At 38.2% G+C, this 16,848-nt stretch carries 9 protein-coding genes; 8 read left to right on the forward strand and 1 reads right to left on the reverse strand.

Annotation, left to right across the window (positions count from 1 at the left end; all coding sequences use genetic code 11):
* Positions 1-188: 188 nt before the first annotated feature.
* Complete coding sequence (locus OQ267_RS05790) at positions 189-1,241, forward strand: glycoside hydrolase family 130 protein (protein WP_322974788.1); 1,053 nt, start codon at positions 189-191, stop codon at positions 1,239-1,241.
* A 178-nt stretch (positions 1,242-1,419) separates the two neighbouring features.
* Here the strand turns inward: OQ267_RS05790 and OQ267_RS05795 are convergent, their stop codons facing one another.
* Entirely contained in the window at positions 1,420-4,353 is a 2,934-nt protein-coding gene (locus tag OQ267_RS05795; RefSeq protein ID WP_265835193.1) for a M16 family metallopeptidase, read from the reverse strand.
* A gap of 204 nt (positions 4,354-4,557) precedes the next feature.
* Between OQ267_RS05795 and surE the strand changes: the two genes are divergently transcribed.
* The 7 genes from surE (at position 4,558) to OQ267_RS05830 (ending at position 16,632) form a co-directional block, all read left to right on the forward strand.
* Complete coding sequence (gene surE / locus OQ267_RS05800) at positions 4,558-5,400, forward strand: 5'/3'-nucleotidase SurE (RefSeq protein WP_088301998.1); 843 nt, start codon at positions 4,558-4,560, stop codon at positions 5,398-5,400.
* A 10-nt stretch (positions 5,401-5,410) separates the two neighbouring features.
* Entirely contained in the window at positions 5,411-5,683 is a 273-nt protein-coding gene (locus OQ267_RS05805; protein WP_265835194.1) for a stationary phase survival protein SurE, read from the forward strand.
* A 156-nt stretch (positions 5,684-5,839) separates the two neighbouring features.
* Positions 5,840-6,940: a lipid-A-disaccharide synthase gene (lpxB, locus tag OQ267_RS05810; RefSeq protein WP_265835195.1), complete on the forward strand. Its 1,101-nt coding sequence runs from the start codon at positions 5,840-5,842 to the stop codon at positions 6,938-6,940.
* A 920-nt stretch (positions 6,941-7,860) separates the two neighbouring features.
* A complete protein-coding gene (locus OQ267_RS05815) occupies positions 7,861-11,061 on the forward strand; it encodes a SusC/RagA family TonB-linked outer membrane protein (protein ID WP_265835196.1) in 3,201 nt (1,066 codons plus the stop codon).
* 11 nt (positions 11,062-11,072) lie between these two features.
* A complete protein-coding gene (locus tag OQ267_RS05820; RefSeq protein WP_265835197.1) occupies positions 11,073-12,725 on the forward strand; it encodes a RagB/SusD family nutrient uptake outer membrane protein in 1,653 nt (550 codons plus the stop codon).
* 171 nt (positions 12,726-12,896) lie between these two features.
* The gene (locus OQ267_RS05825) at positions 12,897-13,898 is read left to right on the forward strand and encodes a LacI family DNA-binding transcriptional regulator (RefSeq protein WP_088302003.1); all 1,002 of its coding nucleotides are present in this window, start codon (positions 12,897-12,899) and stop codon (positions 13,896-13,898) included.
* A gap of 289 nt (positions 13,899-14,187) precedes the next feature.
* Positions 14,188-16,632 (forward strand): glutaminase family protein, encoded by a 2,445-nt coding sequence (locus OQ267_RS05830; RefSeq protein WP_265835198.1) that lies wholly within the window; start codon positions 14,188-14,190, stop codon positions 16,630-16,632.
* Positions 16,633-16,848: the final 216 nt, after the last annotated feature.

The following is a 16,848-nucleotide window of genomic DNA, read 5'->3' on the forward strand; positions in this document are numbered from 1 at the left end:
GCGAATGTTTTAAAAATGAAACTTTTAATAAGCTTTATATGCTTAATCTAGTGTAAGATCAACTGATTCTTAGTGAGCATAATGAATCCTTGCAAAGTATTAATGTCATTCAATCAAACAATAAAATTATGGGCAAGTGCTTATTACTATTCATAGTTTTGGTAGATAAGCAACAGTTTTAAATGCGTATGATGAACGAACAGATTAAAAGATTTTCAGAAAATCCAATTCTTTCACCAATGGATTTGGTTCCGAGCAGGCCTGGTTTGGAAATAGCCTGTTTGTTAAATCCTGGCGTATTTAGATTTCAGGGAAAAGTCTGGATGATCATCAGGGTGGCAGAGCGGCCCAAGCAAGAACCTGGTATCATTTCTTTTCCTGTACTGAAAGATGGAGGAATGGAAATAATATCGATAGAAGAAAATGATCCTGAACTGATAGCAGACGACCCAAGAGTCATCCGTTATAAAGGAATGGATTATTTAACCACACTTTCGCACCTCCGTTTGGTTTGCAGTGAAGATGGTGTTCATTTCTATCAGCCTGAAGGATTCCCGTTATTACTGGGGGAGGGCAAAAATGAAACCTTTGGAATAGAAGACTGCCGGGTTGCTCAAATTGACGATACTTATTACCTTACCTATACCGCGGTATCTGTACATGGAGTAGGTGTGGGGCTTCGTACCACCAAAAATTGGAAGACCTTTGAAAAGCACGGTATGATCATTTCTCCGCATAATAAAGATTGCGCCATTTTTGAAGAAAAAATTAACGGAAAGTTTTATGCGCTTCACCGTCCGAGTAGTGTTGATTTAGGAGGGAATTATATCTGGCTGGCAGAATCGCCTGACGGAATCCACTGGGGAAACCATCAATGCATCATCAAAACAAGAAAGCATCAATGGGATAGCAAACGTGTAGGAGCAGGGGCAGCTCCAATCAGAACCGCACAAGGTTGGCTTGAAATTTATCATGGTGCAAATGAAAAACACCAATACTGTTTAGGGGCTTTTTTAATGGATTTGGCAGATCCGTCAAAAGTATTGGCCCAAACGGAATACCCGATTATGGTACCAACAACTGATTATGAAATAAATGGTTTCTTTGGGGAGGTGGTGTTTACCAACGGTCATCTGGTAAATGGTGATGAATTAACCCTGTATTATGGTGCGGCCGATGAATTTGTTTGCGGGGCAAAGTTTTCGATTCAAGAAATTTTAGGGGCATTGAAATGGCTGTAATTTATTAGCATGCAGATGGAGACTGATGAGATGTTGGGGATATTTTATTAAAGCGGATTACAAATCCACAGATCAATAATCTCGAAAATATTTCCAGACCAACAGCTATAAAAAAAGCGATTTCTGTTTCCAGAAATCGCTTTTTACTTTATTCTTTAAGCTTTTGCTTTAGTCTTACTTAGTATCCGAAAATCTGCTCCAATGTTAATTTAGTAACCGGACCAAATTTGGCTAAATCAGTCATGTTAATTTTTTTCTCAGAAGCAACAACGCAATAGTTGTAAGGCTTTGCAGATAAATTATCATGATGGAAAGTGTTTACATCCGAAAAACTTAATGGTTTAAGGTTGGCATATTCATCTATTCTGGAATCATGATCAAATCCTAACTTTTTATCTGAAAAATAACTGGCGATAATGCCATCTTTTGTAATCCTGGAAGTTTCAATACTGTTCAATGAATTGGCTTTGGAAAGATTGAAAGACTTATCTGATTCTGGTAAAGTAGTAAGCAATTCATTCATGCCCGCAACGGCTTCATTCATTTTATCAGCCTGGGTACCTACATAAGCCACTACTGCATTTTCTTTATCCTTACTGTTTGGAGAAGAATAAACCGCAAATGTAGAGTAAGCCAAGGCTTTTGATTCGCGGATAGTCTGGAATACGATAGAGCCCATGCCACCACCGAAATAGTTGTTAAATAAACTAATTTTGGCTGCATTTAAAGGATCATATAAACCGCCATTTCTTACCCAGCGGATTTCAGCCTGCACCATGTCATAATCTGCGAAATATACTTTGTTAGAATCTGTTTTGGTGTAAACAAATTTCTTCAATGGTGCTGCCGGTGTAAACTCTTTGGCTAACGGATGTACCTTTACAATATCTGCAGAAAAAGCAGCTAAGGTTTTAGGCCCGTAATAAGTAATGGTATGTTGGTAATTGCTTAGATTGTGCAGCAGATAAATTAAATCAGATGATTTCATGTTTTTAATTTCATCGTTGCTAAGGCCATAATTAAATGGGTTATCAGTACCATATTGTGCATAACTCATCAAGCCGCTTAAAATTGACGACTTGTTTAATTTTGTGTTTTCCCTTAATTTTAAAATCCTCCCTTTAAGATCTTCCAGTGCTTTTTCATTTGGCTTACAGTTTGCCAATACATCTTCTAACAAAGCCGTTGCTTTATCAAAGTTTTCCTGCAAACCAGAAAGGCTGACAGTGGTTACATCGGTGCCAACATTGATGTTATAGTTACAGGCAAGGTTATAAAAAGCTTTACTGATATCTTCAGCAGAATATTTATCTGTGCTTAAGAAAGCCAGGTATTGCGATGCATAGGGAAGCAGTTTATAGTTATAAGAACCCATCTCAAAACGATAATTCATGCGGAAGATTTCATTTTCTGTGTTTTGAACAGTAATTACATCCGCAATGCCGGCTTTACCAAAATTAAGGTCTTTGGTGTAATCTAAAAATTTAGGGGCAATTGGTTTTACCGGTGCATCAATGATACTTTTGGTAAATGGTGAAACTTCATTCGAATTGGTTTTAACTGCAGTTATGGCAGGTTTTTCTACCTTTAAAATGCTCTTATCTTCACCTTTGTGTTTCAGAACAGAAACATAATTATTGATAAAGAATTTGTTGGCAAAATCTACAATTTCCTTTTTAGTTACTTTACCCATTGCATCTGTTGAGGCCAGCATTTTATCCCATTCGGTTCCCCGGTTTTGGATAAAGGCAGTCATGGTATAATCTGCCCGTACATCATTGTTCTCAAATGCCTGTAATTCCGATAGTTTAGCGTTGGCTACAGTAGCTTTGATCAGTCCCTCATCAAACTCGCCTTTTTTAAGTAATTCAACCTGTTCAAGTAATAGTTTCTGCGCTTCTTCTAAACTTTGTCCGGCTTTAGGTGAACCTGACAAAACGAAAACGCCATAATCTTTCATCTGGTTATAACCTGCACTGGCACGTAGCATTTTCTGTTGTTTATTGATGTTGATGTCCATTAAACCAGCTTTGCCGTTAGATAAGATATTACCGATTAAATCCAGCAATAAACTCTGATGGGTATTTTGGGCAAAACCACGGTAAGCTACATATAAATTTTCTGCGCTTGGGCCATAAATATCAACTTTTTGCACCTGTGTAAGTGGTTTTTCAGCAGCAGGGTTGTAAAGTGCAAATGGCTTTGGAACCATGTAGGAGAAATCTTTGTCAACCTTCTTAATTATGTCGTCATAATTAATATCACCAGACATAATCAGGGCCATGTTATTAGGCACATAATATTTATTGTAATATTTTCTGATTTCTACTAATGAAGGATTTTTAAGGTGCTCTATGGTACCAATGGTGGTTTGCTGGCCATAATTATGTGTTGGAAATAAAGCATTAAGCATTTTTTCATACATTTTACGTCCGTCATTATCCATTCCGATATTTTTCTCTTCATAAACAGCCTCCAGTTCCGTATGGAAAATACGAAAAACCGGTGAACGGAAACGTTCGGCCTGAACAGCTAAAAATTTATCGATTGCGTTAGATGGAAAATCTTCTTCATAAACAGTTTCCTCTACCGAAGTATGGGCATTGGTTGAACCGCTTCCAATTGATTTCATCATTTTATCATATTCATTCGCGATAGAATAATTGGACGCCTCTCCTGAAATCTTATCAATTTCTTTATAAATTTCTTTACGTTTTGCCGGATCTGTAGTTTTAATATAGGTTTCGTAAAGTGCCTCAATTTTATCCAGAAGTGGTTTTTCTTTGGCGTAATTTAAAGTTCCGAATTTATCCGTTCCTTTAAATAATAAATGCTCCAGGTAATGTGCAAGGCCGGTATTGGTGCGTGGGTCGGTATTACTGCCCGCCCTGACAGCCATTTTATAAACAATATTTGGTTCTTTATTATTTTGAGATAAAATAACGGTCAGGCCATTCTTTAAAGTATAAAAACGCGTCTTGGTGGGATCGTTTGTTACATATTTATAACTGTAGCCACCAGATGACCCTGTTTTCCATTGATAGGTATTTTGTGCCTGGGCAATTGTACCTGTAATCAGAAAACAAGCTAAAGTAAATAGTTTGATTTTCATTGAATTGTTTTTTTGGTTTATAAAATAAATGCCTGTTCAATTAGTATAAACAGCGCACTCATTTTTACCCAAATATATATGCTTTCTTTTGTTGAATGAAATGCTTTTTGTAAATCTCAAACAAAATTGCAGGAATTAATGAAAATAGTATATTAAATTGCCATTAATTGTGGCCTGAATTTAATAATCCGTATTTTTACCGGTATGACAAAGCAAAGTTCTAAACCCAATATTTTAGTAGTTAATGATGACGGGATTACAGCTACCGGGATCAAAAACCTGATGGAAGTAATGCAGGAAATTGGCCATGTGGTGGTGGTTGCACCTGATAGTCCGCAAAGCGGAATGGGGCATGCCATTACGATAGGAAAGCCCATTCGCTTTGATAAAGTAAGCATTTATGAAGGAGTAGAAATGTATAAATGCAGTGGTACACCTGTAGACTGTGTGAAGATTGCCGTGAATAAGATATTCAAAGGTAAAAAACCCGATTTATGTGTTTCAGGAATTAACCACGGCTTAAACAATTCAATCAATGTACTTTATTCCGGTACCATGTCTGCCGCCGTAGAAGGCGCCATTGAAAAAATTCCGTCTATTGGTTTTTCCATGGATGATTTTGCCGCTGATGCTGATTTTAGTCATACCAAAAAGTATATTAAAAATATTTGCGAACAGGTTTTAGCCAATGGTTTACCTGAAGGCACCTTGTTAAATGTTAATTTCCCAAAGGGTGCAGATTTAAAAGGAATTAAGATCTGCAGACAGGCCAATGCGAAATGGATGGAAGAATTTGACGAAAGAACCGATCCATACAACCGTCCTTATTATTGGCTTACCGGTGTTTTTGAAAATTTTGATCATGGTGAAGATACCGATGTATGGGCTTTGGAACATGGCTATGTTTCCATAGTTCCGGTGCAGTTTGATTTAACTGCTCATCACGCCATTCAAACCCTAAGCAGCTGGGATTTTGGGATGGTGAATAAAGCGAAATCTGGTCAGACCACTCAGGTTTCATCGCCTGATGGCATTAACTTAGGCTGATTGATTAAACATGAATGATAAGTTTAGGAAAGTGAATGATTCAGTTTGGATTGGACTGGGCCTGGGTTTAATCATTCCGGCAATTTTATGCGGATTAGCCTGGTACATTATTCATCATGTGGCCGTATTGGCGAAAGCTGATTTACTGTATATTGGAAGTATTGCTGTCAATGCTTATGTGATGCAATATTTTTTCAGATACCATAAACTTAACATTGGAAGAGGAATTTTAGCCGCTACATTTTTGTGCGCTTTTATTTTTTTTACGTATAAAGTTTTTTGAAAAAACTGGCGTCATTGCGAACTGAAGAAGGGGCGTGTGAGTTGGGGTGAAGCAATCCTTCCAGAACAAAAAAAGGATTAACGAATACAATAACAATATCAAAGATGGCTTCGTCATGCCTCCCCGCAATGACGATTTTGTGCTAAAATAAAAATTATGAAATATTACCTCGTAGCAGGAGAAGCATCCGGCGATTTACATGGAGCAAACCTGATGAAGGCTTTAAAGGCAGAGGATAGCGATGCTGTTTTCCGGTATTTTGGAGGTGATAAAATGCAGGGAGAAGGTGGCGAATTGGTTAAACATTATGCCGATATGGCCTTTATGGGATTTACGGAAGTGGTGTTGAATTTGCGCACGATTTTTAAAAACCTCAAAGCCTGCAAAGATGACCTGCTGAAATGGAAACCCGATGTTTTGATTTTGATAGATTTCCCGGGGTTTAACCTTAAAATAGCCGATTTTGCAAAAGCCAATGGCCTCAAGGTTTGTTATTATATTTCACCTAAAGTATGGGCCTGGAATCAGAAGCGGGTATTGAAAATCAAAAAAATAGTCGATCATCTGTTTTGCATCCTGCCATTTGAGGTCGATTTTTATCGTGAATGGGGGATGGAGGTAGATTATGTCGGTAATCCACTGTTGGATGAAATTGCACAGTTCAGCCCCGATGTAAATTTCAGCACGAAGAATAATTTAGGGGATAAAATAATTGCCCTGTTGCCGGGAAGCCGGAAACAAGAGATTGAATGGCTTTTGCCGGTAATGTTAAGTGTAACCGAAAATTATCCCGAATATACTTTTGCTATTGCTGCGGCACCTACTTTTTCTGAAGACTACTACCATCAGTTTACCGGGACCAAAAAAGTCCGGCTACTTTTCAACAATACCTATAACCTGTTGAACGTTGCACATGCTGCTATTGTCGCTTCGGGGACCGCTACACTGGAAACCGCCTTGTTTAAAGTGCCGCAAGTGGTGGTTTATAGAGGTGGCGCCATATCCATTGCCATAGCCAGGATGCTGGTGAAAATTAAATTCATCTCACTCGTTAACCTGATTGTAAACAAGAAAATTGTTACGGAGTTGATTCAGGAAGACTGCAATTCACAAAAGTTGAACCAGGAACTTTTCCAAATCCTGGATGGCGAAGGCCGAAAAGACGTACTGCGCGATTATGAGGCGTTGATGAAACTCATGGGGACGCCCGGGGCATCTTCAAAAACAGCACAATTGATTTATTCCTACCTCAAGTAAGGTCACATTTGAATCAGAGAGAAGCAACCTGATCTGCGAAATCATCTAAAATCAGCGGGAACATTAATATTAAACTTAACGCCTGTTTCTCCCGCAGATTAAATTGATTTCCGTAGCAATTATGATCTTAACCTGATCTGCGAAATCAGCGAACATCATCGGGAACATTAATAGGAAACTAAACGCCTGTTTCTCCCGCAGATTAAAGTAATTTCCGCCGATTTAATAATCTTGACCTGATCTGCGAAATCGGCGAACATCAGCGGGAACATTAATAGGGAACTAAACGCCTGTTTCTCCCGCAGATTAAATTGATTTCCGCAGATTTAATAATCTTGACCTGATCTGCGAAATCAGCGAACATCAGCGGGAAACATTAATAGGAACTAAACGCCTGTTTCTCCCGCAGATTAAATTGATTTCCGCAGATTTAATAATCTTGACCTGATCATCTAAAATCAGCGGGAACATTAATAGGAAACTAAACGCCTGTTTCTCCCGCAGATTAAAGTAATTTCTGCAGATTTAATGATGTTGACCTGATCTGCGAAATCATCTAAAATCCGCGGGAAACATTAATAGCAAACTAAACGCTTATTTCTCTTACACATTAAATGAATTTCCGCAACATTGACATTTATATCAAATCATTTCACCTCTGGGTTAAATGCATTATAAACTAAAACTTAAATAATTCTTCTAATAAATACTAAAACGTTTTTGTAACACTTTTTTTACTAACTAAAACGTTTTAATAAATGGATATTTTATTAATATTGACCTAACTATATCAGATAACTAACCGAATAACTATTAAACAATGAATAATTGTGTCCATATCCTAAAAAATTGTTCCTGGATTGCTTGTCAATCATTTATAGAGGCTAATACTATCCATATCTACCTATAATAAATTGCTAATGAAAATTAATTTACTCAGGATAACAGGATTTATATTCCTGTTCCTAATTTCCAGCCAATGGCTATTTGCAGCATTTAAAAGCGAAAAGATTAAAATAAATCGCTTTTATTTTCAGCAAGACACTACGAAGAGGCAGGATACGACTAAAAAAGTTCCGGTTCCAAAGCCAGCTGATTCAGTAAAAGTTCCGGTAAATCCTTTAGGTGGGACAAGTCCTGTACAAGCTCCTCCTCAAGATGGACCAGCCGCTGCTCCTAAAACAGCAGTTGCACAGAAAACCATTACCGGAATCGTTTTAGATGAAAAAAAAATCGGATTGCCGGGAGTTGGTATTAAAATTCAGGGTAAAACCGGTGCAGCTGTAACGCAGGGAGATGGTAAATTCAGTATCAGTGTTACTTCACCAACTGATATACTGGTATTTAGTTACATTGGTTACCAATCTAAATCTGTTGCAGCAGGAACGGGTGCTTCGCCTTTAACCGTGAATCTAGTTCCTTCAGGTGCGCAAAGCTTGAGCGATGTGGTGGTTGTGGGTTATGGTACCATGAAATCGAAAGAAGTAACATCTGCGGTTGCGCATGTTGACACTGCTCAGTTCAGGCAAAGTGGTGCCCGAAGCCCGTTAGATCTTATTCAGGGAAAAGTTGCCGGATTAAACATCACCAGGGCGGGAAGCTCTAATCCAAATTCCGGACCAAGTGTGCAACTTCGTGGGGTAGTTTCCGTATCAGGAAGTGCCAGTCCGCTTTATGTAATTGATGGAATCCCAGGTGGTAACCCGGATCTCTTACAACAAGATGATATCTTATCTGTTGATGTATTGAAAGATGGTTCTGGTGCTGCTATTTATGGTACAAGTGCAAATGCAGGTGTAATCTTAATTACAACCAAAAAGGGAAAACCAGGTCCGCCAACTTTTAATTACGCTAGCTACCTTCGTAAAGAGTTTGTTCAAAGACGCTTAGATTTTTTATCAGCAGAAGAATTTAGAGCAAAAATCAATTCAGGAGAGATTAATGCCCGTGATTACGGTGCAAGTGAAGATTTATATGGTTCACTAATCAATCGCGATAATTTGTCGCAAAATCATAATCTTGCGCTATCTGGTGGTACTGATAAAACGAGCTATCGTGCAAGTTTAAACTACCGCGATTTACAAGGTATTGCTTTGGAAAACGGACGAAAAGAATATACTGGTCGTTTAAATATCAATCAAAAAGGTTTTGATGATAAATTGAACATTCAGCTAAATTTAGCTACCAATGTTAATAATGCGAATTTGCTATCCAATGGCGCAACAACAGAATTTTTTAACAATGAGCTAAACAGAAGTGGTTGGGAAGAAGAACTGGGTAAAAATCCGACTAAGCCAATTTACAATCCAGATGGTTCATACTATTATGATAACCAGAGTACTAACCAATATGCCAGATTATTCAATAACACCAGTTACCGCAAGCAGCAAACAACATCGGCAGATTTAAAAGCTGATTTTGACATTACTAAAGGATTAAAAGCCAGTGTTTTTGGATCGATGCAGCGTGACAGTTATTTAGATGGTGGATATGCAACCTTAGCAAGCGAAGATTCTTTCGAAAATAGTGATTACCCTAGCGGCGGTTATGCTTTCAAAAATAATTTCCTTTCTCAGGCCTATGCTTTTGAACCTACTTTACAATATAATACTGTTGTTGCAGATAAACATTCTTTTACGGCATTGGCAGGTTACAGTTATCGTTACAATATCGAAGAAGGTGCTAGAATGAGTACCCGTGGTTTTCTGAACGATCAGTTTAATGAAGATAACATGGGCGTTGGGCAGGCATTAGCAGATGGAAAAGCGTCAATGGGTAGTTATAAAAACGACAATACGCTAATCGCATTTTTCGGAAGAGTGAACTACGCTTTTGACAATAAGTATTTGGTGCAATTAATTTTAAGACGTGAGGGTTCTTCCCGTTTCGGTGATAATAACAAATGGGGAAATTTTCCAGCCGTATCATTAGGTTGGAATGTTACCGAAGAAAAATTCATGGAGAACGTAAAGTGGGTTAATTATCTAAAATTAAGAGCAGGTTATGGGGTAACTGGTAACTCTGGTTTTGCAAATAATGCATCAAGGGTAACACTGGGTCCAGGTGGAAAATATTTATATCCTGACGGGAGTTACCGTGAAACTTATGGGCCAACACGTAACCCAAATCCATTTTTGAAATGGGAATCAAAACGTGAAACCAACATTGGTGCCGATTTTACATTGTTTAATAGCAAGTTAACAGGTTCATTAGATTTGTTTGATAGAACAACTAAGGATTTGTTAGATCTTTATACCACGCCTCAACCGCCATATATTCAAAGCCAAATCTATGCCAACGTGGGTAATATTTCTTCGAGAGGTATCGAACTTGCTTTAAGTTATCAAGCAATCAAGACCAAAGATTTTACTTTCAGCATGGACTTTACAGGAAGTACCATTAAAAACACTTTAAACTCTTACTCAAATGATGTTTTTGCCGTTAAGTTTAAAACATTTGGTGGTATTGGTGGTGCAGGAGATTTGGGTGATGCGATTACTACTTACGAAGGAGAAGATGTGGGTATATTTTATGGGAAGCGTTTCGCCGGTTTTGATGCTGATGGAAAATGGCTTTTCTTTAATAGAAACGGACAAGCTGTTCGCAACGATCAAATCAACAATTCGAAAGATAAAAACTTAACAGATCTTGCTCCACTGGGAAATGCCATACCTAAATATTACGCTTCATATACAGCGAATTTTACGTATAAAAATTTCGATTTCAGGGTTTTCCTAAGAGGTAAGTTTGATTATAAAATTTTAAATACTACAGCATTAACTTATGGTAATCCGTTTGTTACGGGTTCTAACTATTTAAGAGATGCTTTTGGAAAGTATAGTGAAATCAACGATACTTTTATGTATTCAGACTATTACCTGGAAAACGGAACCAATGTTAAAATTGATGAGGTGACTTTAGGTTATAACTTTAAGTTAAAAACGAAGTTCATCCGCAATCTGCGAGTATACGCTACAGGACAAAATTTAGCTACGATAACTGGTTACTCCGGTAATGATCCTGATTTTGTACAAGATACTGGCTTAGGCCCTGGTATTGATAGTCGTGGTGCTTATCCAAGTACAAGATCATTCCTTTTTGGTGTTAACGTAGGCTTTTAAAATATAATCAAATGAAAAATAAATCAATCATATACGCAACTCTTGCATTAGTGGTAAGTATGGGTTCTGCTTGCACTAAACTCGATGAAAATGCATACGATGTTATCCCGGCTGATAAATTCTACTCTAATAAAAACGAAGTTGTTTCTGCTGTTTTAAGACCATATACGCACGCCAATGCATGGGTAACACCATCCGGTCAGGATGGCTGGTGGCGATTGGCCGAACTTTCGGCCGATCAGTTGGCTTGGCCAACAAAGGGTCCGCATGGTGAAGATGGTGGTAAATGGAAAAGATTACATTACCATACCTGGACGGTTGATGAAGGGGGTATTAATAATGCCTGGTCTCTGATGTATGGCGGAGTTGGTTTTTGTAATGACGCCATTGGAAACATCGAGAAGCGTGATGTTGCGCAAATGGGCATTACCCAACAGGAAAAGAATGGTTATGTTGCAGAACTAAAATTACTTAGGGCGTTTCACTATCTAAAGCTGATGGATTTGTTCGGTAATATTCCAATCGCCACAGATCTGGTTGATCCATCAAACCCTGTATTGCCAAATACTACTGCAAGGAAAGATGTTTTCAACTTCATTGAAAAGGAAATTAAAGATAATATCAACAACATACCTAAGCTGGCAAAATCGCAACTCGGAAGAATGAGCCAGGCAAGTGGTTACGCTATGTTGGTGGAGTTATACCTGAATGCAGAGGTATGGACAGGTACACAGCGGTGGGATGACTGTATTGCTGCGGCTAACAAACTAATTAATGGTGAAGCTGGTGGACAAAATGGAAACATGGCACTTGATCCAAATATTTTTGACCAGTTTAAAAACACCAATGATTTATCAAAAGAAGTTATTTTCTCCATTGCTTACGATTTCACCAGAGCAAAATTCGAACCTTCGTGGACGGGAGAATTTTACCACTTTGCACAACGTGATATTTATGGTGGCGGTAGAAATGGTAATGATGGCATAGTGCTGATTCCGGAGGTTTACAACAAGTATGAAACGGAAGATTTACGTAAAACCAGTTGGTTATTATTTGGTCCTCAGAAGAAGTTTGTAGATGGGTCTGATGTTCAGGGTACCGTAGAGTATGCAGGCAAGCCACTTGTATTTGTTGATAATATTCAAAGAAATTCCAAAAATTCTACCCTTAGCAATATGAGTGAAGGGGAGGAAAATAGTGGTGTTAGATTTAATAAATATAAATTGGGCAATTCTATTCCAGGTATTGTAAATGGTGTAAGGGTAGAGCCAGATCCGAATTATAACAATACCGATTGGAACGTATACCGGTTAACCTGGATTTATTTTGCGAAAGCTGAAGCCATTATGCGTAAAAATGGCGGTGCTGCAACTGCAGAAGCCGTACAGTTAATTAATGATTGCAAATCAAGAGCATATGATCCGGCAATATGGCCTTCGAAAGCTTACACTACAGGTACACTGGATTTAAATGAACTTCTGGCAGAAAGAGGTAGAGAATTCATATTTGAAGGATACAGAAGAGATGACTTAATCAGATTTGGGAAGCTAACTACGGAGAAATGGTGGGATCATTCGCCATCTGCATCATTCAGAACATTGTATCCTATACCTCAAAGACAAAGAGATTTAAATACAAAACTGACCCAAAACCCGGGATATTAATTAACATCAATTAGAAAGACGCCAAAAAACGGCGTCTTTTTTCTTTTAACATAAATCAAGTTTCCTTTCTGTTAAACCATTAATATTAACGATTATACATTATATTAGCCCAATCACAGGTAATATCGAATTGATTTGACCTGAAATGTACCCAGTTAATACGTTCGCTAAATGAAAACCCTTTCTATAAAAGATATCGCAGTTGAAGCTGGCGTATCCATCACCACAGTTTCTTTTATCATTAATGGTAAAGCCCGGAATAAATCAATTAGCGAAGCCGTAATTAAAAAAGTAGAAAAAATAATTGCCGAAAGCGGATATAAGCCCAACCAGATTGCCAGAAGCCTGCGCACCGGAAATTCTAATATTATCGGATTAATCATTGAGGATATTTCAAATTCCTTTTTTTCCAGGATTGCACGCCTGATAGAAGACAAAGCCTATAAAAAAGGGTATAAAATCATTTATTCCAGTACCGAAAACAATGTTGAAAAGGCTAAAGAACTGATCAACATGTTTAAATCACGAAAGGTTGATGGGTATATTATATCGCCGATAAAGGGTTTGGAAGAAGATATTCAGCAGTTATTAACTGATCAGAAACCCGTTATTCTTTTTGACAGGAGTTTGCCCGGTTTGGATACCAATTATGTTGGTGCTGATCATTTTAAAGCGACATATGAATCCATAGCAAGTTTTATTAAACAGGGAAGAAGGAGAATTTCACTGATTACCACTGATATTGATGTGGCGCAAATTACTGCCCGTTTAGAAGGATATCAGAAAGCACTTGAGGACCATGACATTGCCTATGATGAAAACCTGGTTTTAAAGGTTCATTTTAATCAGGAAGAAGATGAAACCAGGCTGCAGATGGAAAAACTGTTTCGCACCGTAGAAACAGATGCCATACTTTTTGCAACCAATTACCTGGCCATCAGCGGGCTAAAAGTATTGAAACAAACCGGACAAAAAATCGGCAAAAACTTAAGTGTGATGGCATATGATGACCATGAGGTTTTCGAACTCCATACACCAGGCATTTCAGCCATACAACAGCCACTGGAGGAAATTGCTGAAGCCATTATTCAGTTGATTTTGAGACAGCTATCTTCTAAAACCAAGCTGGATAACCAGCAGATCATATTCCCTGCTAAAATTGTTCAGAGATAATGATAATTCATTCATTCTTCTATCATTTGATTTTCCATTCAGGTAGTGTTCACTAACAAACTCGGTAAATCACCACTCCTATGCAACATATTAACTGAAGATAACACCAACCAGAAAAACCGACTTAATCATTCCGTCATGTAAATGTTACTGAGAACTATTGTATTTGCAGGCTTTAGTTTTTAATATTGAATAGTAAAACGTTTTACTATTTATGGGATGCTTTCTAATTGCCTCCTAATTGAATAAGTGAATCTTTTTGCGAAGAACACTAACCAATATGATCTATATGAAACCCTTTTATTTATCAGCAGTTTTAATGTTTTTGAACCTTTGTTCTTTCGGACAGGACAAGGCTCCTGCATATCCTTTAATCACACATGATACGTATCTCAGTATCTGGTCGTTCGGTGATGGACTGAATCAATCAACAACCAAACACTGGACAGGTAAAGAACAAGCCCTCACCGGAATCATCAAAGTTGATAACCAGTGCTACCGCTTTTTAGGTGCAGATGGTAAAACCTATAAAACCATTCTGGCTGCGGCTGATGAATTAAAATATAAAGCCGGTTATCTTACTAAAAAACCTGCTGATGGATGGAATACGCTTGCCTTTAACGATAAAAATTGGCAAAATGGAGATGCACCTTTTGGTGATAACCAGCAGGCGAAAACCAAATGGAATACGGATGAAATCTTTTACAGAAGAAAGTTTACTGTCAACAAAATATCTTCAGCCAGAAAATATTTAAAGCTTAACCATGATGACAATGTCATCGTGTATATCAATGGTCAGAAAGTTTATGAAAAAGAAGGCTGGGTACATGAATACATTTACATTCCATTGGCTGAGGGTATTTTAAAAAAAGGCGAAAACCTTTTAGCCATAGAATGTAAAAACACAGCTGGCGGACGGTTTTTAGATGCCGGCATCGTGGAAGAGGTTCCGCAGGCTGCAAATATGTTAAATGCAAATCAAACCAATGTTTCAGTTGGGGCTACCCATACCCTTTATACTTTTAAAGCCGGCGGTATAAACCTTAATCTTACTTTTACTTCGCCCTTACTGCTGAATGATTTGAATTTAACCGCCAGGCCCATCAGTTACCTGACTTATACCGTACAATCAGCAGATGCAAAACCACATCAGGTGGATATTTATTTTAGTGCTTCATCTGATCTCGCTGTAAATACGCCCAATCAACCCGTTGCTGTTTGGAAGAAGAACCAGGATAACCTTTCTATTCTAAAAGCCGGATCAGTTGAACAACCCGTGCTGAAAAAGAAAAACGATGATTTAAGAATTGATTGGGGTTACCTGTACATCGCTGTGCCCAATCAATTCAAGGCTACCCAATTTTTAGGCACACCGATGGATAATCTCCGCAATTTCAAAACAGGAAAATACCTGCAAACCACACAGGCTTTGAATGTTAAAACACAAAGCTTAAGTACAGTAATCCCATTTGGTACGGTTAATTCGAAACCGGTAGAGAAATATCTCATGCTGGGCTATGATGACCTGAAGTCTATCGAATATTTTGGCAATCAACTGCTTCCCATCTGGAGAAAATCTGAAGCGAGTACTTTTGAAGATCAATTAGCGGCAGCCAGTAAGGATTATGAGTCCCTCCAGGCGAAAACAAAAGCTTTTGATGCCAGGCTACTTGCTGATGCGACACGAGCGGGCGGCAAGGAATATGCAGATTTATGTAAACTGGTGTACAGGCAGAGTATAGCTGCACATAAAATTGTTTATGCACCAAACGGAGACCTGTTGTTTCTCTCTAAGGAAAATTTTAGTGGTGGTTTCATTAACACTGTTGATGTAACTTATCCTTCAGCACCCCAATATTTGTTATACAATCCTGAATTGTTGAAAGGTATGCTAAACGGTATTTTCTATTATTCAGAAAGCGGAAGATGGAAAAAACCTTATCCTGCACATGATATTGGCGTTTATCCCATAGCCAATGGCCAGATTTACGGAGAAGACATGCCGGTAGAAGAAGCAGGTAATATGCTGATTTTAACGGCGGCCATTACCAGGGCAGATGGCAATACCGCTTATGCCGGTAAACATTGGGCCGTGATGTCCATCTGGGCAGATTATCTCCTCAAGGAAGGCTTTGATCCGGCAAATCAATTGTGTACAGATGATTTCGCAGGTCATCTTGCCCGAAATGCAAACTTGTCAGTGAAAGCAATTGTGGGTTTAGGCGCTTATGCCCAAATGGCCGAAAAATTAGGTAAAAAGGATATCGCCACTAAATACAAAAATGCAGCATTGGAAATGGCGAAAAACTGGCAGACTTTAGCCAACAGCGGTGATCATTTTGCCCTGACCTTTAATGATAAAAATACCTGGAGCCAGAAATATAACCTCGTTTGGGATAAGCTTTTAAAACTAAATCTTTTTCCACAGGAGGTATATAAAAAAGAAATAGATTTTTACCTGAGCAAACAAAATGAATTTGGTTTGCCATTGGATAGCCGGAAAGACTATACCAAATCAGACTGGATCATGTGGACAGCTACATTGGCAGATAATCAGGCTGACTTTGAGAAATTTATTAGTCCTGTTCACAAATTCGCTACAGAAACAACGAGTAAAGTACCCTTAACAGATTGGCATGAAACCAAAACGGGTAAACAGGTTGGTTTTCAGGCACGAAGTGTTGTGGGCGGATATTTTATCAAAATGCTGGCTGATCAATGGAATATAAAATAGACAAAAGTTGTCAGAACAGGAGCAGTACAAGGTTTAACGGAGACCAGATTTGAAATAAATGCGTTATAAAAGAACATTCACCTGTTGATCAGTGCCATTAAAATTTTGTTGCTCGGTTAGATTCTGTATTTTCGCAGGCCGATGAAAAATTTATACTGCCGGTACTTGCAGAACCAGGCGGAAAATAAATTGCTTTATAACGAATGATTTAAATAT

Source organism: Pedobacter sp. MR22-3 (assembly GCF_026240075.1).
Lineage (GTDB): Bacteria > Bacteroidota > Bacteroidia > Sphingobacteriales > Sphingobacteriaceae > Pedobacter.

Excerpts from the sequence above, each read along its gene's own strand:
- OQ267_RS05790 (WP_322974788.1), top strand. The coding sequence starts at position 189 with ATGATGAACGAACAGATTAAAAGATTTTCAGAAAATCCAATTCTTTCA.
- OQ267_RS05795 (WP_265835193.1), bottom strand. The coding sequence starts at position 4,353 with ATGAAAATCAAACTATTTACTTTAGCTTGTTTTCTGATTACAGGTACA.
- surE (WP_088301998.1), top strand. The coding sequence starts at position 4,558 with ATGACAAAGCAAAGTTCTAAACCCAATATTTTAGTAGTTAATGATGAC.
- OQ267_RS05805 (WP_265835194.1), top strand. The coding sequence starts at position 5,411 with ATGAATGATAAGTTTAGGAAAGTGAATGATTCAGTTTGGATTGGACTG.
- lpxB (WP_265835195.1), top strand. The coding sequence starts at position 5,840 with ATGAAATATTACCTCGTAGCAGGAGAAGCATCCGGCGATTTACATGGA.
- OQ267_RS05815 (WP_265835196.1), top strand. The coding sequence starts at position 7,861 with ATGAAAATTAATTTACTCAGGATAACAGGATTTATATTCCTGTTCCTA.
- OQ267_RS05820 (WP_265835197.1), top strand. The coding sequence starts at position 11,073 with ATGAAAAATAAATCAATCATATACGCAACTCTTGCATTAGTGGTAAGT.
- OQ267_RS05825 (WP_088302003.1), top strand. The coding sequence starts at position 12,897 with ATGAAAACCCTTTCTATAAAAGATATCGCAGTTGAAGCTGGCGTATCC.
- OQ267_RS05830 (WP_265835198.1), top strand. The coding sequence starts at position 14,188 with ATGAAACCCTTTTATTTATCAGCAGTTTTAATGTTTTTGAACCTTTGT.